This is a genomic window from Pseudomonas sp. PAMC25584, from assembly GCF_058135675.1.
The window spans coordinates 1,870,117-1,894,719 of record NZ_CM176870.1 but is presented as its reverse complement, the minus strand read 5'-3'; the positions used below and the strand labels follow the sequence as shown (position 1 = coordinate 1,894,719).

Genomic DNA, 24,603 nt, shown 5'->3' with positions numbered 1-24,603 from the left:
ACATTGACGCCCGACCGTCAATCACCCTATCGAGTTCACGATGAGCCAACCCTGGAGCCCCGACAGCTGGCGCGCCCTGCCGATCCAGCAACAACCCCAGTACCCGGACGCTGCGCACCTGTTGCAGGTGGAGCAGAGCCTGGCCAGCTACCCGCCGCTGGTGTTTGCCGGGGAGGCCCGCGAGTTGCGCCGTCAGTTTGCCGAGGTGACCCAGGGTCGCGCCTTCCTGCTGCAAGGTGGCGACTGCGCCGAGAGTTTTGCCGAGTTTTCCGCCGCAAAAATCCGCGACACCTTCAAGGTGCTGCTGCAGATGGCCATCGTGATGACCTTCGCCGCCGGCTGCCCGGTGGTGAAAGTCGGGCGCATGGCTGGCCAGTTCGCCAAGCCGCGCTCGTCCAACGATGAAACCATCGATGGCGTCACCCTGCCGGCCTACCGTGGCGATATCGTCAACGGTATCGGCTTCGACGAAAAAAACCGCGTGCCAGACCCCGAGCGCCTGCTGCAGTCCTACCACCAGTCCACCGCCACCCTGAACCTGCTGCGCGCCTTCGCCCAGGGCGGGTTTGCCGACCTGCATCAGGTACACAAGTGGAACCTGGACTTCATCGCCAACTCCGCACTGGCCGAGAAGTACAGCCAACTGGCGAACCGCATCGACGAAACCCTGGCCTTCATGCGCGCCTGCGGCATGGACAGCTCGCCGCAACTGCGCGAAACCAGCTTCTTCACCGCCCACGAAGCGCTACTGCTCAACTATGAACAAGCCTTCGTGCGCCGCGACAGCCTGACCAACGACTACTACGACTGCTCGGCCCACATGCTGTGGATCGGTGATCGCACCCGTCAGTTGGACGGCGCCCACGTCGAGTTCCTGCGCGGGGTACACAACCCGATCGGGGTCAAGGTCGGCCCGAGCATGAACCCGGAGGACCTGATCCGCCTGATCGACATCCTCAACCCGGACAACGACCCCGGCCGCTTGAACCTGATTGCACGCATGGGTGCCCACAAGGTCGGCGACCACCTGCCGGCGCTGATTCGCGCCGTACAGCGCGAGGGCAAGCAGGTGCTGTGGAGCTCCGACCCGATGCACGGCAACACCATCAAGGCCAGCAGCGGCTACAAGACCCGCGACTTTGCGCAGATCCTCGGCGAGGTGAAGGCGTTCTTCCAGGTACACGAGGCCGAAGGCAGCTATGCCGGCGGGATTCATATCGAGATGACTGGGCAGAACGTCACCGAATGCATCGGCGGCGCGCGGCCCATCACCGAAGACGGCTTGTCGGACCGCTACCACACCCACTGCGACCCGCGGATGAATGCCGATCAGTCGTTGGAGCTGGCGTTCCTGATCGCCGAAACGTTGAAGCAAGTAAAAAGATGACCCCATTCTGTAGGAGCGAGCTTGCTCGCTCCTACAGTTGTGTGAGCATCGCCGCCCTTAGTCGGCCGCCACTCGGCCGCTGGCAATTCAGCTGCACCTGTTCCAGGCCCAGCCAGTCGGCCATTTGCCGCAAGTTCAGCGCCAACGCACGCATCCCCTCCTCATCCAGCCCCGGCTCTTCTTCGTGTACCGCATGCACGGCCAGGCGCCCGTGCGCACGTTCGGCGCGCAGGTCGACGCGCGCGGCAATGCGCTCGTTGTGCAGAAACGGCAGCACGTAGTAGCCGTACACCCGTTTGTCTTGAGGGGTGTAGATCTCCAGCCGATAACGGAAATCGAACAGTCGCTCGGTGCGGCTGCGCTCCCAGATCAGCGAATCGAACGGCGACAGCAGTGCACTGGCCGGCACCTTGCGCGGTACTTTCGGCTCCGGCAGGCAATAGGCAGGCTGCTTCCAGCCCTGCACCCGGCACGTCAGCAATTGGCCGTCTTCGACCAGCTCGGCCAAGCGGCTGCGAGTGTCGGCAGGCTCCAGACGGAAGTAATCGCGCAGGTCTTTTTCGCTGCCGACGCCCAGCGCGGTCGCGCTGTGCAGCAGCAAACCGCGCTGAGCCTCGGCCTCGCTCAGCGGGGCCTGGTGAAGCCGGTCGCCGGGAATGACGCGCTCAGGTAAATCGTAGAGCCGCTCAAACCCGCGCCGACCGGCAACCGTGACCAGGCCAGCAGCGAACAGCCATTCCAGCGCGTGCTTTTCATCACTCCAGTCCCACCAGGGGCCGGCGCGCTCTTCGCGGGTCGACAGACTGCCCGCGCCCAGGGCGCCCTGTTGTTCGACGGTCTTCAAGACGCGCTGGATGATGGCCTGCTGCTCGCGACCAAAACGCGCCATCTGCGCATAGATGCCCTGGCCCTGTTTTGCCCGTTCCATGCGCCAGCGCATCAAGGGGTACAGTGCCATCGGCAACAACGAGGCTTCATGCCCCCAATATTCGAACAACGAACGCTGTCGACCCTGGCTCCAGGCCGCCTGCTCAAGCAATGACGGGGCGTACTGGCCCAGGCGGGAAAACAACGGCAGGTAATGGGAACGCACCACGGCATTGACCGAATCGATCTGCACCACGCCCAGGCGTTCGATCAAGCGGTTGAGGTGCGTGGCCTTGATCAACGCGGGCGCCTGGCGCCCGGAAAGCCCCTGCGCGGCCAGTGCCATGCGCCGCGCTTGCTTGAGGGAAAAAGACAGGTCGGCGAGCATGGGCATCTCCCTATGAACTTGGCGACTACCCTACTGCATCTTCGGTCATTTTCGCAGCGGGTCTTCCCAGAAATGCCGATGGGTTTCGTGCTCCACGTCGGCGCGGTTGAGCCCGATATCCTTGAGAGCCGCATCGCTCAGTGTCGCCAGTAACCGACGCTCATGATGCAATGCCTGCCACCGCGCAACCGCCTGGAGCAGCCCGCAAAGCGGCCGCTTTGCCAATCCTGCAAAACCTGTTTGACCTTTCATCTTCTCGCCCTCCCTTGGGGATGACGCGAGTGTGTGCCGGGGGATATGATCAATCCAACGAATGTTTCTTATGTAATACATCTCAAGGATTGATCAATTGACCGCGTACCCGAGCATCGACACCGATGTGCTGCGCACCTTCGTCGCCATCGCCGATCAGGGCGGGTTTACCCGTGCCGGCGAGCAGGTCAATCGCACCCAATCGGCGGTCAGCATGCAGATGAAGCGCCTGGAAGAAGACGTGCTGCAGCGCAAGCTGTTCGAACGCGACGGCCGGCAAGTGCGGCTGACGCCCGAGGGCCAGGTGCTGCTGGGGTATGCGCGGCGCATCCTGAAACTGCACAGCGAGGTGTTCAACACCTTGCGTGAACCGCATATGGTCGGGCTGGTGCGCATCGGCACCCCGGACGACTATGTGATGCGCTTCCTTCCAGGGATTCTGAAACAGTTTTCCAAGGCATACCCGTTGATCCAGATCGAAATGCACTGCGAGGCGTCAACGGTGCTGATGCAACGGCGCGACCTGGCGTTGACGGTGATCAGCCGCGAGCCCGGCAATGATCTCGGCGAACTGCTACGCACCGAGCGCATGGTGTGGGCGGCGGCGCCGTGCTTCTGCGTGGACGAGCACGATGCCCTGCCGCTGGCGATGTCCGGCTCCGACTGCCTTTACACCCAATGGGCGCGTGCCGCACTGGATGCGGCCGGTCGGGATTATCGCCTGGCCTACCACAGCTCCAACGGGGCGGCGATCCAGGCCGTGGTCAGCGCTGGCCTGGCGGCGATGGTCAGCATGGAAAGCCTGGTGACCGATGACCTGCGCGTGCTCGGCAGTGACGACGGTTTTCCACCCTTGCCGTCGATGAATCTGCGCTTGCTGCGTAACCCGCTGATGACATCGCCCATCACCGACTGCCTGGCGGAATACATCATCGAAGGCTTCAAACTTTAAACGTCAGCATCACCGCGCACACCACCAGGAAACCGCAGAACAAACCGCGCAACAGGCGCTCCGGCAGGGCGTGGGCGACCTTCACGCCCCAACTGATGCTGAGCAGGCCGCCGACCGCCAGGGGGACGCCGACCATCCAGTCCACCTCGTGGTGCCAAGCGTAGGTGACGAGGGTCACCCCGGTGCTGGGCAACGCCAAGGCCAGGGACAAACCTTGGGCCACCACCTGGGTGGTGCCGAACACGCTGGTCAGCACCGGCGTGGCGACCACCGCACCACCGACACCGAACAAGCCGCCCATAGAGCCGGAGACCGCACCCAATACGCCGAGCCACGGCCAGGGATACCGCATCTGTGCCGTCGGCGGTGCATTGCGCGTGAACATGCGCAACAGGTTGTAGGCCGACAGCACCACCAGGAAAGCGATAAAGCCGATGCGCATCGCGCCGGCGTCCAGGCCCACGGCCCAGATCGAACCGAGCCAGGCAAAGCTGAAACCCATCACCCCCAGCGGCAACGCGTGGCGCAATTCAATGCGATTGCGCTGGTGATAACGCCACAGCGCGAGCATCACGTTGGGCACCACCATCACCAGCGCAGTGCCTTGGGCGATCTGCTGATCGAGGCCGAACAGCACGCCGAGCACCGGGATGGCAATCAACCCGCCGCCAATGCCAAACAGGCCGCCCACCGTGCCCAATGCCGCGCCTAATACCAGGTACATCGCTAAATCCAACACCACGCATTACTCCACAATCCCAGGCCTTGCATGCTACGCAGTCCGCTCTGGCGCGGATACGCACAGCAACGCACAATGGCTGTGCCAATCTCGCATAAGCGTCGACCGATGAACCCGAATATCCTGACCGATCAACTCAGCCTGTTTCTCGATGTGCTGGAAACCGGCAGTTTTTCCGCCGCCGCACGTCGCCATCCGCTGACGCCCTCGGCAGTGGCCCGGCGTATCGATAGCCTGGAAAGTTCGGTGGGCAGCCGCTTGTTCCAGCGCAGCACCCATGCGGTGCTGCCGACACCGGCCGGCCTGGCGTTCGCCGAGCGTGCGCGGCGCATCGTCACCGAGTTGCAATTGGCACGGGCGGAAGCGGTGTCCTTGAGCCATGCGCCGGAGGGCTTGATACGCGTAGATGCACCGGCGGCGTTCGGTCGACGGCATCTGGCGCCGGTGATCGCCGACTTCCTGAACGTCTACCCTGGGCTGGATGTACACCTGCATTTGATCGACAGCTTTGTGGACATGCAGGGCGCACACCTGGGCAAGGTCGACCTGGTGCTGCGCGCCGGGCATATCGTCGACACCCGGCTGATCGCCACGCCGCTGGCCAGTATCGTGCGCATTGCCTGTGCCAGCCCGGCCTACCTGAAAAACCGTGGCACGCCGACCCATCCGCGAGACCTCAGCGAACACGACGGGCTGGACTGGGATGGCTTGGCGCCAATGTTCGCCTGGCGCTTCGAACTGGACGGGCGCCGCGCCACCTATCGCCCGCAACGCATCCGCATGAGCGCCAACAACGCCGAAGCCCTGCTCTCCGGCGCCCTGGCCGGGCTGGGCATCGCGCACCTGCCCACCTGGCTGGCCAGTGAATATCTGGTTCGCGGCGAACTCTTGCCGCTGTTTTGCGAAAACGGCCTGCCCAGTCCGGAAACCACCGGCATCTACGCGCTGCGCCTGGAACAACAGCCGAATGCGCGCAGCCGCTTGTTGCTCGAATACCTTAAATCCCGCTTCAGCCCGGTGCCGCCCTGGGACCTGGCACTGCAAAGCGGCTTGGTCTGACCTATCCGCAGTAACTGGCCATGTTGATGCTGTGGGAAGAGGATGGTTTGACCGTCGGCGAAATCAGCAATCCGCACTGCCTGCCCCCTTGCTCAAGCACCTGGAAGCCGAGAGCTTGCTCAGTCACGCGCAAAGCCTGGGCGACACTGCCACCAAGTCTTCCCGTGGCAACGTCGACGTGCGCCTGCACGTCACCGTCTGACCCGTACTGCTCGTCAACTGCGCGCCGTCCAGCCAAGTGCCGGCGGTGCGGCAAGCATCGGATGATGCTGAAGCCACACCTGAAGTGACAACTAAACGCCCACAAAAAAGCCCGACTCAAGGTCGGGCTTTTTTTCGTATCGGAGGGGCCAGAATTACTTCTTGGCGCGACCTTTGTACGAACCACCTTCACGGGTGTCGATCTCGATCAGGTCGTCGATTTCGATGAAATCGGCCACTTGCAGTTCAGTACCGTTAGCCAGCTTGGCAGGCTTCATGACCTTGCCCGAAGTGTCGCCGCGAGCGGAACCTTCGGTGTAGGCAACCTTACGCACGATAGTGGTCGGCAGCTCTACGGAAACCAGGCGGTCTTCGAAGAAAATAGCTTCGCAGACGTCGGTCATGCCTTCTTCGATGAACGGCAGAACGGCTTCGATATCTTCAGCGTTCAGCTCGTACATGGTGTAGTCGGTGGTGTCCATGAACGTGTAAGCGTCGCCGCTGATGAAGGACAGGGTCGCTTCTTTACGGTCGAGGATCACGTCGTCCAGCTTGTCATCGGCGCTGTAAACGGTTTCGGTCTTGTAACCAGTCAGCAGGTTTTTCAGCTTGGTCTTCATGATCGCGCTGTTACGGCCCGACTTGGTGAACTCAGCTTTCTGAACCAACCAAGGATCGTTGTCGATACGGATTACCATACCGGGTTTCAGTTCTTTACCAGTTTTCATTGCGTATATCCGAAATTTGGATGGGGTTTACAAAAATCAAGGTGGCGTATCATATCCAACTTTCATAAAACTGTACCAGCGCCGTCGCAAGATCCGCCTGCAAGCCCTGTTCCAGACACCATGTTTCGGCGTGTGCAGCCACTTCCGGCCAGTGTGCCAGCAGCATTTTCCAAGGTTGGGCCATATCGCCCTCGGTGTTCCAGGCATGCCAAAGAGCCACCACTGCGGCTTTTGCCTCCAGCGAGAGGGCTGCTGTGTAGAGCTCCAGAAAGGCGTCGAGCTTGTCCAGGTGGATGTCTTCGTCCTGACGATAGATGTGCCACAGCAACGGGCGCCCGGCCCATTGAGCGCGAACAAAGGAGTCTTCGCCGCGCACGGCGTTGAACTCGCAACACCACAGCAGGCGGTCATATTGCTCCTGGCGCACGAACGGAAGCACCTGCACGGTCAGGGCGTCGCGCTGATAAACATCGCCCGCCGCCAGCCGATCCACGCCGAGCCAGCGCTGCATGTCGCCGAGGATGCGCCCTTCCGGCACCAACAGATGAGTCGCACGCCCGTCCGTCGCCAACACGTCCAGCCAACCGGCAAGCGCGGCATTTTCGTAGGCGAACAGCGACATCAACCGCGCATCGGCTGCGGGAAATACGCCCAGGCTTTGCAGGAATTGTTGCTGTGCGCGCGCATCCTGTTGAAACGCCTGGCGCTGTTGCAGCAACCCCGCCTCACGCAACAGGCCACCGGTGCCCGACCGAAAGCCGGGAAAGAAGAAGTACTTCTGCACGCCCTTGAACTTCACCGACGGCAGGCGATGGCACCCCACCACCCAGTCTTCGGCACTCAGGTAGTCCAGGTTCATCCACAACGGCGCACGCTCGCGCTCGGCCATCGCCTCCATATACTCAGGCGGCAACTGGCAGGCAAACGCGGCGATCACCACATCCGCCGATGGCGTGGACGACCACTGCGCTGGCCAATGACGCACGTCGACGCCCTCTTGCCATTGCTGCTCCCGTTGCACATCAATCTGCGGGCACATGCGCTCGAAGGCCCGCAGGTCATCGACCCACAAGCGCACATCACACGCGTGCTCCACTACCAATTGCCGGGCCAGACGCCAGGTCACGCCAATGTCGCCGTAGTTGTCGACGACGCTGCAAAAAATATCCCAGCGGGCTTTCATTCCGGGCTCCAACGCTCAAAGGCTCGATTGTCCGCATAAATGCCCCGATGCAGAAGGCTTGATCGCGATTATTCTGCACGGTGGCTGTGCGACAATCGCCGCCACACCGCAAATGCCCGCCAGGAGACCGCCATGTCTGACCGCCCGCTGTCGCTGTTCAAGCTTTGTCTCGCCATCGCCCTGGGCGTGTGGCTGGGGTTTATCGCCATTGCGCTGACCACCTGGCTGGCGTCTCGTTATCTGTTCCCGCAAAGCCTGGCGCCCGTCGCCCAGGCCGTTCAACAACTCGGCAAACCCACGCCGGTTGCACCGGAACCGCCGAACCGCATGTTTGAGCAGTATCAAGAGAACCTGCGCAAGCAGGAACAACAGCAAACCCTGGATCAGGCTCGCAACAACGCGCGCAACCTGTCCAACCCCAAATGCCAGTTCTGGCTGCAACAGGACCAGAACGCGCCCAATGAAAAGAGCCGGGCGAATGTCCTGCAATTTTGCGAATGATCAAACCCAACCATGAATAAACACGCCGTCCTCCAGTTGATCCTGGAAAAACTCAGCGTCGACCTCGACATCGCCCAGCGCGCCGCGCAGACCGCCTACGAAACCGCGACCCATGAAGAAAACATCGCGGAAAACAAATACGACACCCTCGGGCTGGAAGCGTCATACCTGGCGGCCGGACAGGCCAAGCGGGTCGAGGAGATCAAGCAGTCGCTGACGCTGTGCCAGAACCTGCAACTGCAGCTGCGTGCATACGATGCACAACGGGGGATAGAAGTCGGCGCGCTAGTGGGCCTGGAAGACGAAAACGGTCGCCAGCAATGGTTGTTCCTGGCGCCGGATGCGGCGGGCTTGAAAGTGGAGGTGGTGGGGCAACCGGTCACCGTCATCACCCCGCGCTCGCCCCTGGGCAACAGCCTGCTGGGCAAGTTCGAAGGTGATGAGGTGGAGATTCTAGTGGCGGGCGCCCGGCAACACTTTACGGTTACCGAGGCCAAATAAACCACTCAGTGGACGGGCAGTTCTACGCCGTCGAACAACTCTTCCAGTTCCTGCTTGTTGTGGCACTGGATCGCCTTGGCCATGACTTCGCGCGTCAGGTGCGGGGCGAATTTCTCGATGAAGTCGCACATGAAACCACGCAGGAACGTGCCGCGACGGAAACCGATCTTGGTCACACTGGACTCGAACAACTCGCTGGCGTCGAGCACGACCAAGTCTTTATCGAGCTGGGTGTCGACCGCCATCTTGGCGACGATCCCCACGCCCAGGCCCAGGCGGACGTAAGTCTTGATCACGTCGGCGTCGGCTGCGGTGAACACCACTTTGGGCGTGAGACCACGATGGCTGAAGGCTTCGTCGAGCTTGGAGCGGCCGGTAAAACCGAACACATACGTCACGATCGGGTATTCCGCCAGGGCTTCCAGGGTCAGCTTCGGCAGCTTGGCCAGTGGGTGGCCTTGCGGCACCACCACACAACGGTTCCAGCGATAGCACGGCATCATTACCAAGTCGCCGAACAACTCCAAGGCCTCAGTCGCAATCGCGAAGTCGACGGTGCCGTCGGCGGCCATTTCAGCAATCTGCATCGGCGAACCCTGGTGCATGTGCAGGGCCACATCCGGGTATTGCTTGATGAAATCGCGGATCACCGGCGGCAATGCATAACGGGCCTGGGTATGGGTGGTGGCGATCGACAGGGTGCCCTTCTTCTCGTTGGAGAACTCCTGGGCGATCTGCTTGATGCTCTCGACTTTGCGCAGGATCTCGCCGGCAGTGGTGATAATGCGTTCACCGGCTGGGGTGACGCGGGTCAGGTGCTTGCCGCTGCGGGCGAACACTTCGACACCCAGCTCGTCTTCGAGCAGGCGGATCTGCTTGCTGATACCCGGTTGCGAGGTGTAGAGGCTTTGAGCGGTAGCGGAAACGTTGAGATCGTGGTGCGCCACTTCCCAGATGTAGCGCAGTTGTTGAAGCTTCATATGTGTCCCTCAAAGCAGATAGACGCCACGGGTATCAGCGACGGTATATAACTATATTAAAGGTTAGACAGATAAATCTAGAACTTTTTATCGACCCTTCCCTTCACACGTCATCACTGCGTTGACGTTGTAACGACGGCACCAGGTAAACCGGCACCGGAGACAGCTGCAACACCCGTGCAGCGGTGCGCCCAAGGGGGGTGGCCGCGGCAGTTGCGTGGCTGTGACTGCCTACGATCAACAGATCCACGGAAAGTTTACGCAGTTGGTCGAGAATCACCTCGCACGGGTCACCCTGGATCACCCGCACCGAGTGGATCAATTGCAAGTCTTGTTCGCCGTCCACCAGCTCCTCGCGAAAACTGTCGAGCACCCGCTGCTCGATCGTCGCCATCACCGTGCTCAGGCCCTGGCTCTGCCATTCGTTCAGAGCCTTTTCATCAAGGTAGCTCTGCAACACCGATTCGGCGAACAGCCCCATGGGTTCGACCACATGAATCACCGACAGCTCAGCCTTGAACGTTCGCGCCAGTGCCAGCGCATGTTGCATCACATAAGGCGCATACAGACCGAGGTCCGTGGCATACAGCATCGACCGGATCATAAAACCTCCTGGACAGCCAGGATGGCGGAGATTGAATGAGCTTAGCAGCGCCTCGGGGAATCCGACTGACTTAGCTCGACGTCTGAATCTTCACCTCATTGCTGATGCCATGGGGCACATGCCCGGTGGCCACCACCTCCCTGGCTTTCTCGCAATGGCCGGCCTGGTCATCGAAAAAAACGTCGGCGGCGAACGCCTCCAGGAACGCAGATTTTTCCAGGCCGCCGAGGAACAACGACTCGTCCAGGCGGATATCCCACTCGCGCAAGGTGCGAATCACCCGCTCGTGGGACGGCGCCGACCGGGCGGTGACCAGCGCGGTGCGGATCGGGCACGCCTCTTCCGGGAACTCACGCTGCAACAAGTTAAGCGCCGCGAGGAAGCCCTTGAAGGGGCCGCCATGCAACGGCTGGCGTGCCGATTCGCGCTCGCTGGCCTGGAACGCTTCCAGCCCACCCAGTTGATAAACGCGCTCCGACTCGTCGGAAAACAACACCGCATCGCCATCAAATGCGATCCGCAGCTCCTCGCTCGATGCCCTGCGCGCGCCGCCTGACAGAATCGTCGCTGCCGCAAACCCGGCATCGAGCGCACTGCGCACGTCTTCAGCATGGGTCGAAAGGAACAGATGGCATCCAAACGCCGCCAAATAAGGATATGGACTACGCCCTCCTACGAAAGCGGCGCGGGAAATGTCCAGGCCGTAATGCTGGATCGAATTGAACACGCGCAGGCCGGTGTCAGCACTGTTGCGCGACACCAGCACCACCTCGACCCGGGCCCGGCCCAGGCTGGCGTTGAGGCTCAGGAGTTTCTTGACCAGCGGGAAGGCATCGCCCGGCTCGAGCGTTTCTTCTTCGTGCTCGATCTGGTATTTGCGGTAGGCCTCCACGCCTTGGGCCAGGTAGACCTTGTGGCTGTCACTCAAGTCGAACAGCGCCCGCGATGAAATCGCCAGTACCAGCTTGTCGCCCAATCCCTTTGCCATGGTGGTTCCCCCCAATCAGCGGTTATGCCGATCAATAAAACTCAAGGCCTGATACAGCGCCTGCATTCGCGGCAACTCGCAGCCGGCAGCCTTGGCGGCGGCGAGTGGGCGGGCGTAGATCGCCGCCAGTTCCAGCGGGCGTTTATGGAGATGGTCGTGGTACATGCTGGGCAGGTAGTCGTCCATGGTTTCGGTCATGGCGAACATTTGCTCGGCATAGCTGGCCGCAATGTCGTGGCCACAGGCGTGGGCGCCCTTCACCACTTCGGCCATCAGCGCCTGGATCAGTTCGCGGCTGGACTCATCCGCCATCATCGCAGTAGTGCCGCTGCCCAACAGCACGGAGAGGCCGTTGTAAGGCACGTTCCACACCAGCTTGTGCCAGCGCGCCTGGTGTACGTTGGCCATGGCCTGAGACTCGATGCCGGCCTGATGAAACAACGCGGCGCCGGCTTCGACAATCGCCTTCTGGCGCGCTTCGTCGTTGGCGGCGGTGCCGCTGTGATAACCCAGGTTGACCCGGCCCAACGCCTGATGCTCGACGACGCCGGGGGCAGAACGGTGTACGCCGATATAGCAAAGCCCGCCGAGCAGATGCAGGGAAGCCGGCAGGTGTTCACGCAGGCTGTCTTCGACGTCGAGGCCATTTTGCAGCAACACCACCTTGGCGTCGGGCGCCGCGACCTGAGCGATGGTCGGGGCCAGGTCGACATTGCCCGTGGACTTGGTCCCCACCAGCAGCCAGTCGCACGGCGGCATGTCGGCGGCGCGGGCGTAGGCCTGCACGGGGTTCAGGTGCAAGGTGCCATACACGCTGCTGTTGAGACGCAGGCCGCGCTCACTGACCGCTGCGTATTCGCTGCGCAGCAGGAAATGCACATCGAAGCCGGCTCGCGCCAGCATCAGGCCGTAGAAACCACCGATGGCGCCGGTGCCGATAATGCCAATGCGTGGTGACAATGCGGTCATGGCAAATCCTCTGGAGTACGGGTAAGCGCTTGATGAATAGCGTTGGTAAGGTCGGAAGGCGTAAGGCGTGTCTGTATTTGCCCAAGGAATTGACCCTCGCACACCACGAACAACGCCGGCAAATGAAAGACCTGGTAACGTTCCACCGCACCACCGTTGTGCCCGGCATCCACCCAGCACAGCCGATCCACCGGCAAATGCCAGCCCGGTAGTTGCTGATGCGCCCAACGGCAACTGGAACAGCCCACGCTGGTGAACACCACGAGCGAAATGCCTGGCAATCCCAGCAATTGCTGGTCAATATCCAGGTCGGTCAATGCCTGTTCCTTCACTATACTGCTGCCACCGCCGTCGACTGGACGGTGCTCGGAGTCCGTGTACATGGGTCGTTTTTTACCTCATCCTGATGATGTCGCTGCCCTATTGATCCAACGTCCCTCCCCTCCCATTCCCCGCCAACGCCTGCACACTATCGGCCTGGGTGGCATCGCCTGCAATTGCCCGCGTGCCTGGCGCAAGGGTACGGCGGTTGATCTGCATATCCCATCCCTGGGCGCCGGGGCCCGCTATCCGGGCTATGTGGCATGGTGCCGCAAGGTGGAAAACGGCTATCGTGTCGGCATCTCGTTCACCGATGAACATGCGTTGTTCGGCGCACGCATGGGTGAGCAAGCATGCCGGATAGAACGTTACTGCCGCCAGCACGAAGACGCCGAGTCGACGCCCGAGCAGTTCGAAAGCATGGCCCGCGAGTGGGTAGCGCGGCACGCCGGTGAGTTCTCCCATGAGGCGTTTGTGGCGCCGGCGCTGGATTAAAGCGGGCCTTGCCCATTGTCGCGGGCCGGTATTACGCGCTAAGGTTCCTCCCCCCTGCATTCAAATCATGCTGTGCTCCGCCGCACGGGAATGGCTGGCGGCCGGCACCCGTGACCCTGACGAGTAACACGATGGCTGATTTACCGATCAACGACCTGAACGTCGAATCCAACGAGACCCTGATCACGCCCGATCAGCTCAAGCGCGAAATACCCCTGAGCGACGCTGCACTGCAGACCGTCACCAAGGGTCGCGAAGTCATTCGTGACATTCTCGACGGCACCGACCACCGCCTCTTCGTGGTAATCGGGCCGTGCTCGATCCACGACCTCAAGGCTGCCCACGAATACGCCGAGCGCCTCAAGGCGCTGGCCGAAGAAGTGTCCGACACCTTGTACTTGGTCATGCGCGTCTATTTCGAGAAGCCGCGCACCACCGTCGGCTGGAAAGGCCTGATCAACGATCCATACCTGGACGACTCGTTCAAGATCCAGGACGGCTTGCACATCGGTCGCAAGTTGCTGCTGGACCTGGCCGAAATGGGCCTGCCCACCGCCACCGAAGCCCTTGATCCGATCTCCCCGCAGTACCTGCAGGACCTGATCAGTTGGTCGGCCATCGGCGCGCGCACCACCGAATCCCAGACCCACCGCGAAATGGCGTCGGGCTTGTCCTCGGCCGTGGGCTTCAAGAACGGCACAGACGGCGGCCTGACCGTGGCGATCAACGCGCTGCAATCAGTCTCCAGCCCGCATCGCTTCCTGGGTATCAACCAGGAAGGCGGCGTTTCCATCGTCACCACCAAGGGCAATGCCTACGGTCACGTGGTATTGCGCGGCGGCAACGGCAAGCCCAACTATGACTCCGTCAGCGTTGCGCTGTGCGAACAGGCGCTGAACAAGGCCAAGATCAAGCCAAACATCATGGTCGACTGCAGCCACGCCAACTCCAACAAGGACCCGGCCCTGCAGCCGCTGGTGATGGAAAACGTCGCCAACCAGATCCTGGAAGGCAACCAGTCGATCATCGGCCTGATGGTCGAGAGCCACCTGAACTGGGGCTGCCAGGCGATTCCAAAAAACCTGGCCGATTTGCAGTACGGTGTGTCGATCACCGATGCCTGCATCGACTGGTCGACCACCGAGACCACTCTGCGCAGCATGCACGCCAAGCTCAAGGACGTATTGCCCCTACGCAAACGTACCTGAGTCTGATCTGGGCATACAAAAACGCCGGGCTAAGCCCGGCGTTTTTTATGCTGCGGTTGATGCCTTACAGCTTGGCGGCATGGCGCTGGTGGCGCTCCATGTAGCGTTCGACGTAAGAGCACGACGGGATCACCGTGTAGCCGGCCTCTTCGGCAAACTTCAAGGCTTCCTCGGTCAATGCGGCCGCAATGCCACGGCCTCGCAGTGCGTTGGGCACGAAAGTCCGGTAGATGTCCAAGGTTTGTTTCCCGAGGTCCATATACGTCAGGTAGGCACGATGACCGTCCACATTGGTCTCGAACTGATGACCAGCCTGGTCATGGTGGATGGACAACGCCTCGCTCATCACTACTCCTCGCGGGTCTTGGATTCTGACCCCTACCTTACCGATGTTTTTCCGGCGAAGGAACATCTACGCCACCCCGTGCCGGTTTCGACAACGAGAAAACCTTGAGCGCTTACAACCAGCACGTAGAGAATAGTAGGCAGCAATCCTGAAATTGCTCAAGACGCACTCGTCCTCCCGGGCGCTGGCGGATATAGAAAGGGCCTCGATCAATCGGTGACCGAAAGCCTGAACATTGCCGGCAGTTGAAGCTTGAGACGAACTGGCGCTGTTAAAGTCACCTCTACATGCGCAAAAGATGCAGGGTTTGGCAAAGTCAACCTGTACAAAAGTGTTAGCCCCGATATATAGATTTTCATCTATTTAGGAGGCTTGACACATGCGGGCCGGCCCTTTCAGGCGGGGTCCAATCTTCAGCAGACTGCAAAAAACCGAACACTTTTTATACAATCCTCCAAAAGATTAGCTAAAGTAGATTCGGCACGGCATTTTTTTTTGCTTCTTGCGCTAGGTCAGTTTACTTACTACAAGTAATGAGTAGTATGTACGCCGGCTATTAGCTCACTCTGAGATAGTAGCTATCTAATTGAAATTCCTTGAAGGGGAACACGATGAACAACGTTCTGAAATTCTCTGCTATCGCCCTGGCCGCAGTTCTGGCTACCGGTTGCAGCAGCGTCTCCAAAGAAACCGAAGCTCGTCTGACTGCAACTGAAGACGCAGCAGCTCGCTCCCAGGCTCGTGCAGACGAAGCCTACCGTAAAGCTGATGAAGCTCTGGCTGCTGCTCAAAAAGCACAACAGACTGCTGACGAAGCTAACGAGCGCGCTCTGCGCATGCTTGAAAAAGCTAGCAAGAAGTAATAATCCTTCGGGGTTGTTATCAAGCCGATCCATTTTTGGATCGGCTTTTTTATTGCCGGAATTTCGCGAGCCCTGCGGCGGCAGGCAATAAAAAACCCGCCGCGGCGCAAGGCCGAGGCGGGCTTTGGACCAAGCAGGCTTACTGCTGCAGGTCGATCGGCGTACTCGACACCATCGGCGCCGGGCCCGGCATACCGATTTCAGTCGGCAGGCCATCTTCGGCAGCCACCACATCACGCACCTGATCCCAATTCACCCGCAGATGATTGGCCAGGTCTTCACGCTTGAGCAGGGCGTTGATCACTGCCGTGTGCTTGTCGACCACCGAGGGGGTGCCGTCATCGTTCAGAGGCGTATGCGCTTCCAGGTAAACCTTGCCACCACTGTTACCGAACTTGTAGGCATCGTTGATGATCCGCACCGACGTCCCCACCGGCACCATACTGGCCATTTCCAGCACGTTATTGTTGAACATGCGGAAGCAGCCGTGGCTGGTACGCGTGCCAATACCGAACTTCTTGTTGGAACCGTGGATCAGGTAACCCGGCGTGCCCAACGAGAACTTGAACGGGCCCAAAGGGTTGTCCGGGCCAGCAGGGACGACATTAGGCAACGGGTCGCCCTCAGCGGCATGCTCAGCCTTGATCGAGGCTGGCGGGGTCCAGGTCGGGTTCGGCGTTTTTGCGACAATGGTGGTATGGGCGACCGGCGAACCCCAGCCCTCACGACCAATCCCCAGCGGGAAGGTGTAGACCACGTTCTGGCCCTTGGGGAAATAGTAGAGCCGGTACTCGGCAAGGTTGATCACGATGCCTTCGCGGGGGCCCGGTGGCAGGATAAACCGCGTCGGCAAAACGATCTCGGTGCCAGCGCCCGGCAACCAGGCATCGACGCCCGGGTTGGCGGCGACCATCTCCGAGTAGCCCAGGTCGTAGGTGCTGCCCAGGTCGGCAAAAGTATCTTCGTACTTGGCCTTGATCACCTGGACCTGGCCAACGATGTCTTCACCCGGTGGCGGCAAGGGCAACTGCAAGGCTGCTGCGGAACCCGCCGCACACAGGGCGGCAAGAGACAGGCAGCAGGTGACGACGGAAAGGCGCGACAACATCCGGAAAATCCTTCGCAGAACAACGTGTAGGTAAAAAACGATTGTATACGTGAAGTGGACTTCTAGCTGCAAGCTCTTAGCCCCCCTTACAACTCGAAGCGCAGTTCCGGCCAGATCGGCGGCGTGCCACGCTTTTGCGACTCCAGAATGGCACGGCACAGGGGGCACAGGCGCTGGTCCTGGAAGATCGAGCGGTCCACCGCCGACCAGCGTGGCTGAGCCGGCAACAACGTGCCACAGAGCGTGCGATCGATCGTGCCGCCCAGCTCCAATTGACGCGTGACCAAATGCACCCGGACTTCCTGGCAGGCGAACAGATCCAGCTGTTCGTCCGGCTCGATCAGTTGGTAATTAAACAGGGACCAGGCAGGACGCGACATCGAGGGCTCCAAATCGGGGGGGCGCCACCTTAGCCGAAAGCCTGCCGGTAGAAAAGCGTCATAACAGCGGTTTTAGCGTCGGCCAGACATTTTCCAGCAACTTGCCCTGGGCGCCGACCGCAGGATGCAGTTGATCGGCCTGCATCAGCTCGGGATGACCGCCCACGCCTTCGAGAAAAAACGGCACCAACGGCACGCTCTTCTCCTTGGCCAGCGCCGCGTAGACCCCGGTAAACGCCGTGGTGTATTTCGGACCGTAGTTAGGCGGCAACTGCATGCCCAGCAGCAACACCTTGGCGCCGACCGCCTGGGACTGCTCGATCATCGACGCAAGATTTTGTTTCAATTGCGCCGGCGGCTGTCCGCGCAGGCCGTCATTGCCGCCCAGCTCGATAATCACCAGGACTGGCTTATGCTCTGCAAGCGCCGCCGGCAGTCGCGCGAGGCCTCCGGCACTGGTGTCGCCACTGATGGACGCGTTGACCACTTCATCGTCGAAACCTTCGTGCTTGAGCCGTTGTCCCAGCAAGGCTACCCACCCTTTACTGGTATCCAGTCCGAAACCGGCACTGATACTATCGCCAACGATCAGGACCGTACCCGCCGCTGCGTTCTGGGCCATGCACATCAAGGCCAGGCCAGCACTCAAAAACCACATTCGCATCGGATTCTCCATGGGCGCAAGCATTCTCACCGCGCGGAACCTTAGCAAAGTGGTTCCCAGCGCGGAAGGTGAACTGACTATCCTGCACGAACTGAGCCTGGAACTGAACAAGGGCGATAGCCTGGCTATCGTCGGTGCCTCCGGTTCCGGTAAATCCACCCTCCTTGGCCTGTTGGCCGGCCTCGACCTGCCCAGCAGTGGCGAAGTCACGCTCGCGGGGCAAGCCCTGAGCACCCTCGACGAAGACCAGCGCGCACGCATACGCGCCGAACACGTGGGCTTCGTCTTCCAGTCATTCCAACTGCTCGACAGCCTCAACGCGCTGGAAAACGTCATGCTGCCGCTGGAACTGGACGGCCGCAAAGACGCCCGCGAACGTGCCAGGCACCTGCTCGAACGGGTCGGCCTGGGCCAACGCCTGACCCACTCGCCACGCCAACTCTCCGGGGGTGAGCAACAGCGGGTGGCGATCGCCCGCGCATTTGCCGCCGAACCTGACGTGCTGTTTGCCGATGAACCCACCGGCAACCTCGACAGCCATACCGGCGAGCGCATCAGCGACCTGCTGTTTGAACTGAATAAAGAAAGCGGCACGACACTGGTCCTGGTCACTCACGATGAGCGCCTGGCCCACCGTTGCCGACGCCTGATCCGCCTTGAAGCCGGCCTGATGGTCGCGCCCCTGGAGCCTTGATGGCACGTTTGCCGCTGCTGCGCCTGTTCAGCCTTGCCATGCGCCAATTGCTGCGCGATGCCCGCGCCGGCGAATTGCGCGTGTTGTTCTTCGCCCTGCTAGTGGCCGTCGCCTCCAGCACCGCCATCGGCTACTTCGGCGCGCGCCTGAATGGCGCCATGCTGTTGCGCGCCACCGAGTTTCTCGGCGCCGACCTGGTGCTCGAGGGCAGCTCACCCGCGCGCCCCGAGCAAATCAGGTCCGGGACCGAACTGGGCCTGGATCACGCGCGCGTCGTCGAGTTCTCCAGCGTTATCGCCACCGATAACGGCATCCAGCTGTCCAGCATCAAGGCGGTCAACGAGCAGTACCCGTTGCGCGGCGAACTGAAAAGCGCAGCCGCGCCGTTCGGTGACGAAACCCCAGGCGGCGGCCCGAAACCCGGCGAAGCCTGGGTGGAGGCGCGGCTGCTCACGGCACTCGACCTGAAAGTGGGTGACAGCATCGACGTGGGCATGAAGCCCCTGCGCCTGACGCGCGTGCTGACCTATGAACCGGACCGCGCCGGCAATTTCTACAGCCTCACGCCAAGGGTGATGATCAACCTGGCCGACCTCGACGCCACCGGCGTGGTCCAGCCTGGCAGTCGCGTCAGCTACCGCGAACTGTGGCGCGGGGCCCCAGCCAGTACGGCACTGCAAACCTATCGCGACCTGGTCAAGCCGGGCCTCGCGGCCAACCAGCGCCTGCAGGATTCCCGGGATGGCAACCAGCAGATCGGCGGCGCCCTGGGCAAGGCCGAGCGCTACCTGAACATGGCCAGCCTGGTGGCGGTGCTGCTGGCCGGTGTGGCCGTGGCGCTGTCCGCCAACCGTTTCGCCAGCCGACGCTTTGATGCCAGTGCGCTGTTGCGCTGCCTGGGTTTATCGCGGCGTGAAACCATGCTGTTGTTCAGCCTGCAACTCAGCGTACTCGGCCTGTTGGCGAGCCTGGCCGGCGCCCTGCTCGGCTGGCTCGCGCAATTTGGCCTGTTCTATTTCCTGCACGACCTGCTGCCGGCGGACGTACCACCCGGTGGGCTACTGCCGGCCATTGCCGGGATCGGCACCGGGCTGGTGGCCCTTGCCGGTTTCGCCCTGCCGCCGTTGGCGGCACTGGGCCGCGTACCACCGCTGCGCGTACTGCGACGCGACCTGCTGCCCATCCCGTCCAGCACCTGGATGGTCTACGGCGCGGCGCTGCTTGCCCTGGGCCTGATCATGTGGCGCCTGAGCCTCGACCTGGTGCTGACCTTCGCCCTGCTCGGCGGCGGCGTGGTCGCGGCCTTGATTCTCGGTGGCCTGCTCCTGCTGCTGTTGCAGAGCCTACGCCGCCTGCTGGCCCGGGCGTCCCTACCCTGGCGCCTGGGCCTGGGCCAATTGCTGCGCCACCCGCTGGCGGCGGCAGGCCAGTCCCTGGCGTTCGGCTTGATCCTGCTGTCCATGGGTTTGATCGCCCTGCTGCGCGGCGAATTGCTGGACACCTGGCAAAACCAGTTGCCCAAGGATGCGCCCAACTACTTTGCGCTGAATATCCTGCCCGCCGACAAAGACGCCTTTGGTGCTCGCCTGCTCGAGCTGCAGGCGCAATCGGCGCCGCTGTATCCAGTGGTGCCCGGCCGGCTGATCAGCGTCAACGGCGAGCCGGTGCAGGAGATTGTCAGCAAGGACTCCAGTGGCGACCGTGCGGTACAGCGCGACCTGAGCCTGACCTGGGCCGCCGACCTGCCGCCGGGCAATGCCCTGACTGCGGGGACTTGGTGGGCGCAGCAACCGGGTGATGAAATACCGGGCGTGTCGGTGGAAGCCAAGGTCGCCGAAAGCCTGAAACTCAAGCTCGACGACCATCTGGTGTTCACGGTGGCGGGCGAAAATCGTGAAGCTCGGGTCACCAGCCTGCGCACCATCAATTGGGATAACTTCCAGCCCAACTTCTTCATGATTTTCCAGCCTGGCACCTTGAAAGACCTGCCAGCCACCTACTTGACCAGCTTCTATCTAGCCCCCGGCCATGACCGGCAGATCGTCGACCTGTCCCGGGCATTCCCGGCGGCCACGATCCTGCAGGTCGAGGCCCTGCTGGAGCAACTGCGCAGCATCCTCGCCCAAGTGACGCTGGCGGTGGAATATGTGCTGCTATTTGTGCTGGCGGCAGGGATGGCGGTGCTGTTTTCCGGCCTGCAGGCCACCCTGGATGAGCGCATTCGCCAAGGTGCGCTGCTGCGGGCGCTGGGCGCCGAGCGCAAGCTGCTGGTAAAGGCCCGACGCATCGAGTTCGGCCTGCTGGGCGCGGTCAGCGGTTTGCTCGCAGCGCTGGGTACCGAGCTGGTGACATGGGTGCTGTACCGCTACGCCTTTGACCTGGCCTGGCACCCGCACGTGTGGTTGCTACTGCTGCCGGTGATCGGTGCGGTGCTGATCGGCGGTGCCGGGGTATTCGGGACGCGCCGCGCGCTGAATGCCAGCCCGCTGACGGTATTGCGCGAAGGTTGAAAGGACGATGGCCCGCAGCTTCAAAGACTGCGGGCCATGATTGCCTATTTCACATACTCGATACCGGTGATCCACCAGCACACCTCGCCGTTTGGTGTCTGCACGATGGCCTCGTCGTCGACTTGCTTGCGCAACAGCGCCCGTGCCATCGGTGAGTCGATGGAGATGTAGTCCATCCGCTCATAGATCTCGTCATAGCCGACGATACGAAAACGCTTGGTCTCGCCCTGCTCGTTTTCAATATCGACCCAGGCACCGAAAAATACCCGCCCCTCCTGCTCGGGCATGTACTCCACCACGCGCATGTCTTCCAGACGCTTGCGCAGGTAGCGTACCCGCCGATCAATCTCACGCAGCAGCTTCTTGTTGTACTGGTAGTCCGCGTTCTCGCTGCGATCCCCCAGGGAGGCGGCCCAAGTCACCTTGCGCGTGGTGTCCGGACGCTTTTCGCGCCACAGGTAATCCAACTCCTTCTTCAGCGCTTCATGACCTTCTTTGGTAATCAGCTTGGTACTCAAACGCGTGCATCCCCAGGCAATGTCCATTGATTCCAATACGCCGCAGCTTGAAGGCCCGGCGTCGACGAACAGAGAGTGATGATAAATGAACGGGCGAAAGTAGCCAGACCCGCCGACGCCTCGCATCACAAGTGGATTGCACCAAGATCGCTGCTGGGTTGAAACGGCTCATTTCTCGCCAGGCCGTCCAACGCCTGGTCGAGTTCAAAGAGGACGGCCTGCACATTCTGGCGCAACCCAGGTAACTGCACGAGCAACGCCGCCAACGTCTCACCCTTCTGGCGCGCCCGTAATTCTTGCACCTCGACTTGAGTGACCCGCTCCTCCAGGACGCGGGCGCGTTCATCCATTTGGCGCTGCCCTTGCTGCTGCGCACCCAAGGCATTTGCCAACTGTGCCTCACGCCCCTCCAGCGCCTGAGCCTGCAACTGCAGGGCGCCCTCCTCCTGCGCCATCCGACGGGTCAGCTCCTGGCGTTTTTGCTCAAGCTCCGCCAGCCCTTGCTGCAGCTGAACCTGGCGCTGCTCAAGCACCTCTTCGCGCTTTTGCATCGCGAGTTTTTGCTGGGTCAGTTCCTGGGCGACGCGCGCGAGGTTGGTCAAGGTGCTATCCACCTCGAACAGCGAATTTTGCTCCGCCTGTTCGCTCAATGCCGGCGGCGCACTGGGTGCAACCACAACGGCCAGCGATTCATTTGGCGCCAAGACCTCTGGCGCCTGCTGCGGAGGTTGAGCCGGCCCCTGGATCATCACGGGCGAGACCTTTTCAGGCTCCTTCGTCACTTTGGGAGCCGAGACCATTCGAGAAGAAAAACGAATGGACGGGACAATCAGCGTAGGACTTTCAATAGCCTCTGACGCTGGGGAAGACGTCCCCAAGGTAATCACCTTCATCACCAAGGCTTTCTTGATGTTCATTGAATGATGATCTTCGGGCCTGGCGGGCGGCAACTTGCAGCCTTTCAAATCGACAAAATGATAAGGAACCTGGCCGTCACCTACACTCCCCGATTTGGTACCGGACGCCGCCAGGGTCAGTATTTGTTTAAATACCCGCATCGCAACTTGCAGATCTTCCTGAGCATCCACCCCGCCCAAGAAGTACCGTTCAACTTTCCTACGTAATGCTGCGACATATACCCGGGAACTACCCGGCTCTATTTCTTCATCCAGACTGTACACAAGAAAGTTCGACGCGATCTGGGGTATAGCAAAACCACAGAGCAGAGCGCCGTTGACCGGCGTATCCTCACCCGAGCGTTCAAGAACTAGGGTACGTAGAAGCATCATAGTAATCGGGCCTCATAACAACAAGCAAAGCATATATAAACATCAGATAAACATCCGACCATCAACATGCATTTATCACTCAACGATTGTTTCAGCGCGCTAATCGACTGAACGTAGGACTTCTCTTATTAATATACTTCAGTGCTTCCAAGCACGATGCATTGAACGTACCATTTTTAAACCCGAGCCCTGTATCACTCAATAAAGGCGCTTGCCTCTTCATTCTTCTTGCCTTACCCACCGAATAGAAAAGCATAATGATCGAGATAAGCAACCTCACAAAATACTTGAACAAAAAGAGTGTAATCAACGATGTCTCATTTTCTGCCAAACGCCAAGAGTGCCTTGGGTTATTTGGATTGGAGGGGGCAGGTAAAACTACACTTTTGAAGATGATCGCCGGCGCCACCCAGCCCTCCTCGGGGCAGGTGCGGATTTTGGGGCTGGATACACAAACCCATGGGTATCAGGCACGCAAGGCAATAGGCTATCAACCCGAATCCGGCGTCAACCACCCGACCCTGTCAGTCAAGAACTTGCTCAGCTTCATCGCCACCGTTCGTGGATTCCAGGGCGCGGAGAAGCGCAGGCGGGTGGATCGCGCCGCCAGCCGACTCGAACTCTGGCCAGTCCTCGGTTACCCGATCAACACGCTTCCGCCAGGCCTGAAACGCAAAGTCGCATTTGCCCAAGCCCTGCTGCACGACCCCGACGTGCTACTGCTGGACGAACCCGGCGAAGGCTTGGCGCCCCATCAGCAAGGGAAGATCAGCACGCTTATCCAGTCATTGGCCGACGAGATGACGATTATCGTCGCCTCACGCGATTGCGAAGCACTGGCCGGCGTCTGCACCCGTGCCCTGGTCATTGGCGGCGGTCGCCTGCTGGCGGACACCCCAATGCCCGAGCTACAGCGCAGCTCCCGGCACTTCCGGGCGGTCACCCTGGCGGCGAAGTCGGCCCTGGATTTGTTGGCACTCGCCGTGCTGCCCGGCGTGGCAGGTATCGAAGAAGACCGGCACGGTCCAGGCACGGTGACCGTTCTCGCCATGCCGGGACACTCCATCTACCCCGCCATCTGCGCATTGATTGCCAACCGGCGCTGGGAAATACACTCACTGAATCTGGAGCCAGGTCGCCTGAACGATGTCGTTCACCACCTGAGCCAGGAGGCATCCCATTGAACCTGCTGCCACCTGTTTTCAAACGCCAGCTTGCCAGCTATCTATCGGCACCTGCCACCTACCTGAGCATTGCGCTATTCCTGGTGCTGTCCGCCTTACTGGGATTGCACACAAGCCCATTGCTGGAGCGAAGCAGCAGCGACTTGCAGGGCTTTTTTCAATGGCACCCTTGGTTGTACCTGTTACTGATCCCTGCCCTGTCGACTCAACTTTGGGCGGATGAGAACGAGACCGGCTTTGGCGATTTCATGAAAACCCTGCCTGTCAGGCCCGCGGAACTGGTTATTGGAAAATTCCTCGCTGCCTGGGTCGTGGCGGGCCTGGCACTATTGCTGACATTTCCCATCGTGACAGTTGTCAACTTGCTCGGCACTGCGGACAACGCGGTCATTGCCTCACAATTTCTGTCCAGTTGGTTATTAGCCGGGAGCTATCTATCGGTCGGTGTTTTTATTTGCGCACTGACCCGCCAACGCCTGGCCATTTTCATATTGACGCTGAGCTTGCTGTTATTGGCCAGCGGTGTGTCTTCGGTGTTGGATGCACTTGAGCGTCAAGCGCCCATCTGGATCATCGATAGTTTGACGTCTCTCAGCCCACTCCTACGTTTTGGCCTGATTGACCACGGGACACTTACCTTTCAGGACTGCGCGTATTTCATCAGCATGATCATAGCTTTTCTTGCTGCGACGACCGCAATCCTCAACTACAAGAACAGCTGAGA

Annotated in this window: 28 protein-coding genes and 1 pseudogene; 13 read left to right on the top strand and 16 right to left on the bottom strand. The window is 60.7% G+C overall.

The features are described 5' to 3' along the window. Positions 1-40: 40 nt before the first annotated feature. Positions 41-1,387 (top strand): class II 3-deoxy-7-phosphoheptulonate synthase, encoded by a 1,347-nt coding sequence (locus tag ACS5Q8_RS08805; RefSeq protein ID WP_465160081.1) that lies wholly within the window; start codon positions 41-43, stop codon positions 1,385-1,387. A gap of 31 nt (positions 1,388-1,418) precedes the next feature. Here the strand turns inward: ACS5Q8_RS08805 and ACS5Q8_RS08800 are convergent, their stop codons facing one another. Beyond that, positions 1,419-2,642 carry a winged helix-turn-helix domain-containing protein gene (locus ACS5Q8_RS08800; RefSeq protein ID WP_465160080.1) on the bottom strand — a complete coding sequence of 408 codons (1,224 nt, stop codon included), beginning with the start codon at positions 2,640-2,642 and terminating at the stop codon, positions 1,419-1,421. A 45-nt stretch (positions 2,643-2,687) separates the two neighbouring features. Continuing rightward, a complete protein-coding gene (locus ACS5Q8_RS08795) occupies positions 2,688-2,894 on the bottom strand; it encodes a DUF1127 domain-containing protein (protein WP_276197179.1) in 207 nt (68 codons plus the stop codon). A 97-nt stretch (positions 2,895-2,991) separates the two neighbouring features. On the opposite strand from ACS5Q8_RS08795, the gene ACS5Q8_RS08790 reads away from it, so the two are divergent. Then, positions 2,992-3,846: a LysR family transcriptional regulator gene (locus ACS5Q8_RS08790; RefSeq protein WP_276197178.1), complete on the top strand. Its 855-nt coding sequence runs from the start codon at positions 2,992-2,994 to the stop codon at positions 3,844-3,846. On the opposite strand, the gene ACS5Q8_RS08785 is transcribed toward ACS5Q8_RS08790, so the two are convergent. After that, a complete protein-coding gene (locus ACS5Q8_RS08785; protein ID WP_276197917.1) occupies positions 3,836-4,585 on the bottom strand; it encodes a sulfite exporter TauE/SafE family protein in 750 nt (249 codons plus the stop codon). The two genes, ACS5Q8_RS08790 and ACS5Q8_RS08785, sit on opposite strands and share 11 nt — an antisense overlap. 108 nt (positions 4,586-4,693) lie before the next feature. On the opposite strand from ACS5Q8_RS08785, the gene ACS5Q8_RS08780 reads away from it, so the two are divergent. Both ACS5Q8_RS08780 and ACS5Q8_RS08775 read left to right on the top strand, forming a co-directional pair. Next, positions 4,694-5,644, top strand: a complete 951-nt coding sequence (locus ACS5Q8_RS08780; RefSeq protein ID WP_253394318.1) for a LysR family transcriptional regulator — start codon at positions 4,694-4,696, stop codon at positions 5,642-5,644. Beyond that, positions 5,635-5,789, top strand: a pseudogene (locus tag ACS5Q8_RS08775) (MarR family transcriptional regulator); the annotation flags it as partial. The gene ACS5Q8_RS08780 and the pseudogene ACS5Q8_RS08775, both read left to right, overlap by 10 nt. A 211-nt stretch (positions 5,790-6,000) precedes the next feature. Here the strand turns inward: ACS5Q8_RS08775 and ACS5Q8_RS08770 are convergent. Further along, positions 6,001-6,573 carry an elongation factor P gene (locus tag ACS5Q8_RS08770; protein ID WP_017849516.1) on the bottom strand — a complete coding sequence of 191 codons (573 nt, stop codon included), beginning with the start codon at positions 6,571-6,573 and terminating at the stop codon, positions 6,001-6,003. Between the two features lie 49 nt (positions 6,574-6,622). Next, positions 6,623-7,756 carry an elongation factor P maturation arginine rhamnosyltransferase EarP gene (earP, locus tag ACS5Q8_RS08765; RefSeq protein ID WP_465160079.1) on the bottom strand — a complete coding sequence of 378 codons (1,134 nt, stop codon included), beginning with the start codon at positions 7,754-7,756 and terminating at the stop codon, positions 6,623-6,625. Positions 7,757-7,888: 132 nt separating this feature from the next. On the opposite strand from earP, the gene ACS5Q8_RS08760 reads away from it, so the two are divergent. Together ACS5Q8_RS08760 and ACS5Q8_RS08755 are read left to right on the top strand one after the other, a co-directional pair. After that, positions 7,889-8,257 carry a hypothetical protein gene (locus tag ACS5Q8_RS08760; protein ID WP_276197176.1) on the top strand — a complete coding sequence of 123 codons (369 nt, stop codon included), beginning with the start codon at positions 7,889-7,891 and terminating at the stop codon, positions 8,255-8,257. A gap of 12 nt (positions 8,258-8,269) precedes the next feature. Further along, entirely contained in the window at positions 8,270-8,758 is a 489-nt protein-coding gene (locus ACS5Q8_RS08755; RefSeq protein ID WP_276197175.1) for a GreA/GreB family elongation factor, read from the top strand. Positions 8,759-8,763: 5 nt separating this feature from the next. Here the strand turns inward: ACS5Q8_RS08755 and cysB are convergent, their stop codons facing one another. From cysB to ACS5Q8_RS08730, 5 genes are all read right to left on the bottom strand, one after another. Beyond that, entirely contained in the window at positions 8,764-9,738 is a 975-nt protein-coding gene (cysB, locus tag ACS5Q8_RS08750; protein WP_017849520.1) for an HTH-type transcriptional regulator CysB, read from the bottom strand. A 103-nt stretch (positions 9,739-9,841) separates the two neighbouring features. Next, positions 9,842-10,342, bottom strand: coding sequence for a universal stress protein (locus tag ACS5Q8_RS08745; RefSeq protein ID WP_276197174.1), 501 nt, complete (start codon positions 10,340-10,342; stop codon positions 9,842-9,844). Between the two features lie 70 nt (positions 10,343-10,412). Next, entirely contained in the window at positions 10,413-11,330 is a 918-nt protein-coding gene (locus ACS5Q8_RS08740; protein WP_276197173.1) for a 5'-nucleotidase, read from the bottom strand. 15 nt (positions 11,331-11,345) lie between these two features. Next, the gene (locus tag ACS5Q8_RS08735) at positions 11,346-12,299 is read right to left on the bottom strand and encodes a putative 2-dehydropantoate 2-reductase (RefSeq protein WP_276197172.1); all 954 of its coding nucleotides are present in this window, start codon (positions 12,297-12,299) and stop codon (positions 11,346-11,348) included. Next, positions 12,296-12,682 carry a YbbN family protein gene (locus ACS5Q8_RS08730; RefSeq protein WP_247401692.1) on the bottom strand — a complete coding sequence of 129 codons (387 nt, stop codon included), beginning with the start codon at positions 12,680-12,682 and terminating at the stop codon, positions 12,296-12,298. The genes ACS5Q8_RS08735 and ACS5Q8_RS08730 overlap by 4 nt, the downstream gene beginning before the upstream one ends. On the opposite strand from ACS5Q8_RS08730, the gene ACS5Q8_RS08725 reads away from it, so the two are divergent. Together ACS5Q8_RS08725 and ACS5Q8_RS08720 are read left to right on the top strand one after the other, a co-directional pair. Further along, positions 12,681-13,115 (top strand): PilZ domain-containing protein, encoded by a 435-nt coding sequence (locus ACS5Q8_RS08725; protein WP_247401694.1) that lies wholly within the window; start codon positions 12,681-12,683, stop codon positions 13,113-13,115. The genes ACS5Q8_RS08730 and ACS5Q8_RS08725 overlap by 2 nt on opposite strands. A 131-nt stretch (positions 13,116-13,246) precedes the next feature. Beyond that, positions 13,247-14,323, top strand: coding sequence for a 3-deoxy-7-phosphoheptulonate synthase (locus ACS5Q8_RS08720; protein WP_247401696.1), 1,077 nt, complete (start codon positions 13,247-13,249; stop codon positions 14,321-14,323). A 64-nt stretch (positions 14,324-14,387) separates the two neighbouring features. On the opposite strand, the gene ACS5Q8_RS08715 is transcribed toward ACS5Q8_RS08720, so the two are convergent. Further along, on the bottom strand, positions 14,388-14,669 hold the full coding sequence (locus ACS5Q8_RS08715) for a GNAT family N-acetyltransferase (protein ID WP_003189869.1): 282 nt from the start codon (positions 14,667-14,669) through the stop codon (positions 14,388-14,390). 611 nt (positions 14,670-15,280) lie between these two features. Between ACS5Q8_RS08715 and ACS5Q8_RS08710 the strand changes: the two genes are divergently transcribed. Next, the gene (locus ACS5Q8_RS08710) at positions 15,281-15,532 is read left to right on the top strand and encodes an Lpp/OprI family alanine-zipper lipoprotein (RefSeq protein ID WP_247401697.1); all 252 of its coding nucleotides are present in this window, start codon (positions 15,281-15,283) and stop codon (positions 15,530-15,532) included. A 139-nt stretch (positions 15,533-15,671) separates the two neighbouring features. Here ACS5Q8_RS08710 and ACS5Q8_RS08705 read toward each other — a convergent pair whose 3' ends face one another. The 3 genes from ACS5Q8_RS08705 to ACS5Q8_RS08695 all read right to left on the bottom strand — a co-directional run bounded on the left by ACS5Q8_RS08705 (position 15,672) and on the right by ACS5Q8_RS08695 (position 17,684). Beyond that, on the bottom strand, positions 15,672-16,640 hold the full coding sequence (locus ACS5Q8_RS08705) for a L,D-transpeptidase family protein (protein WP_276197170.1): 969 nt from the start codon (positions 16,638-16,640) through the stop codon (positions 15,672-15,674). A gap of 86 nt (positions 16,641-16,726) precedes the next feature. Further along, positions 16,727-17,020: a hypothetical protein gene (locus ACS5Q8_RS08700; RefSeq protein ID WP_247401699.1), complete on the bottom strand. Its 294-nt coding sequence runs from the start codon at positions 17,018-17,020 to the stop codon at positions 16,727-16,729. A 58-nt stretch (positions 17,021-17,078) separates the two neighbouring features. Next, positions 17,079-17,684, bottom strand: a complete 606-nt coding sequence (locus tag ACS5Q8_RS08695) for an arylesterase (protein ID WP_276197169.1) — start codon at positions 17,682-17,684, stop codon at positions 17,079-17,081. A gap of 10 nt (positions 17,685-17,694) precedes the next feature. Here ACS5Q8_RS08695 and ACS5Q8_RS08690 point away from each other — a divergent pair, with 10 nt between their 5' ends. Both ACS5Q8_RS08690 and ACS5Q8_RS08685 read left to right on the top strand, forming a co-directional pair. After that, positions 17,695-18,378 (top strand): ABC transporter ATP-binding protein, encoded by a 684-nt coding sequence (locus tag ACS5Q8_RS08690; protein ID WP_010176179.1) that lies wholly within the window; start codon positions 17,695-17,697, stop codon positions 18,376-18,378. After that, positions 18,378-20,888: an ABC transporter permease gene (locus ACS5Q8_RS08685; RefSeq protein WP_276197168.1), complete on the top strand. Its 2,511-nt coding sequence runs from the start codon at positions 18,378-18,380 to the stop codon at positions 20,886-20,888. Before ACS5Q8_RS08690 ends, ACS5Q8_RS08685 begins: the two co-directional genes overlap by 1 nt. A gap of 44 nt (positions 20,889-20,932) precedes the next feature. On the opposite strand, the gene greB is transcribed toward ACS5Q8_RS08685, so the two are convergent. Beyond that, on the bottom strand, positions 20,933-21,406 hold the full coding sequence (greB, locus tag ACS5Q8_RS08680) for a transcription elongation factor GreB (RefSeq protein WP_177033332.1): 474 nt from the start codon (positions 21,404-21,406) through the stop codon (positions 20,933-20,935). 125 nt (positions 21,407-21,531) lie between these two features. Further along, on the bottom strand, positions 21,532-22,695 hold the full coding sequence (locus ACS5Q8_RS08675; protein ID WP_276197167.1) for a hypothetical protein: 1,164 nt from the start codon (positions 22,693-22,695) through the stop codon (positions 21,532-21,534). 257 nt (positions 22,696-22,952) lie between these two features. On the opposite strand from ACS5Q8_RS08675, the gene ACS5Q8_RS08670 reads away from it, so the two are divergent. Then, positions 22,953-23,879, top strand: coding sequence for an ABC transporter ATP-binding protein (locus ACS5Q8_RS08670; RefSeq protein ID WP_276197166.1), 927 nt, complete (start codon positions 22,953-22,955; stop codon positions 23,877-23,879). After that, the gene (locus tag ACS5Q8_RS08665; protein WP_276197165.1) at positions 23,876-24,601 is read left to right on the top strand and encodes an ABC-2 transporter permease; all 726 of its coding nucleotides are present in this window, start codon (positions 23,876-23,878) and stop codon (positions 24,599-24,601) included. The genes ACS5Q8_RS08670 and ACS5Q8_RS08665 overlap by 4 nt, the downstream gene beginning before the upstream one ends. Positions 24,602-24,603 lie beyond the last annotated feature (2 nt).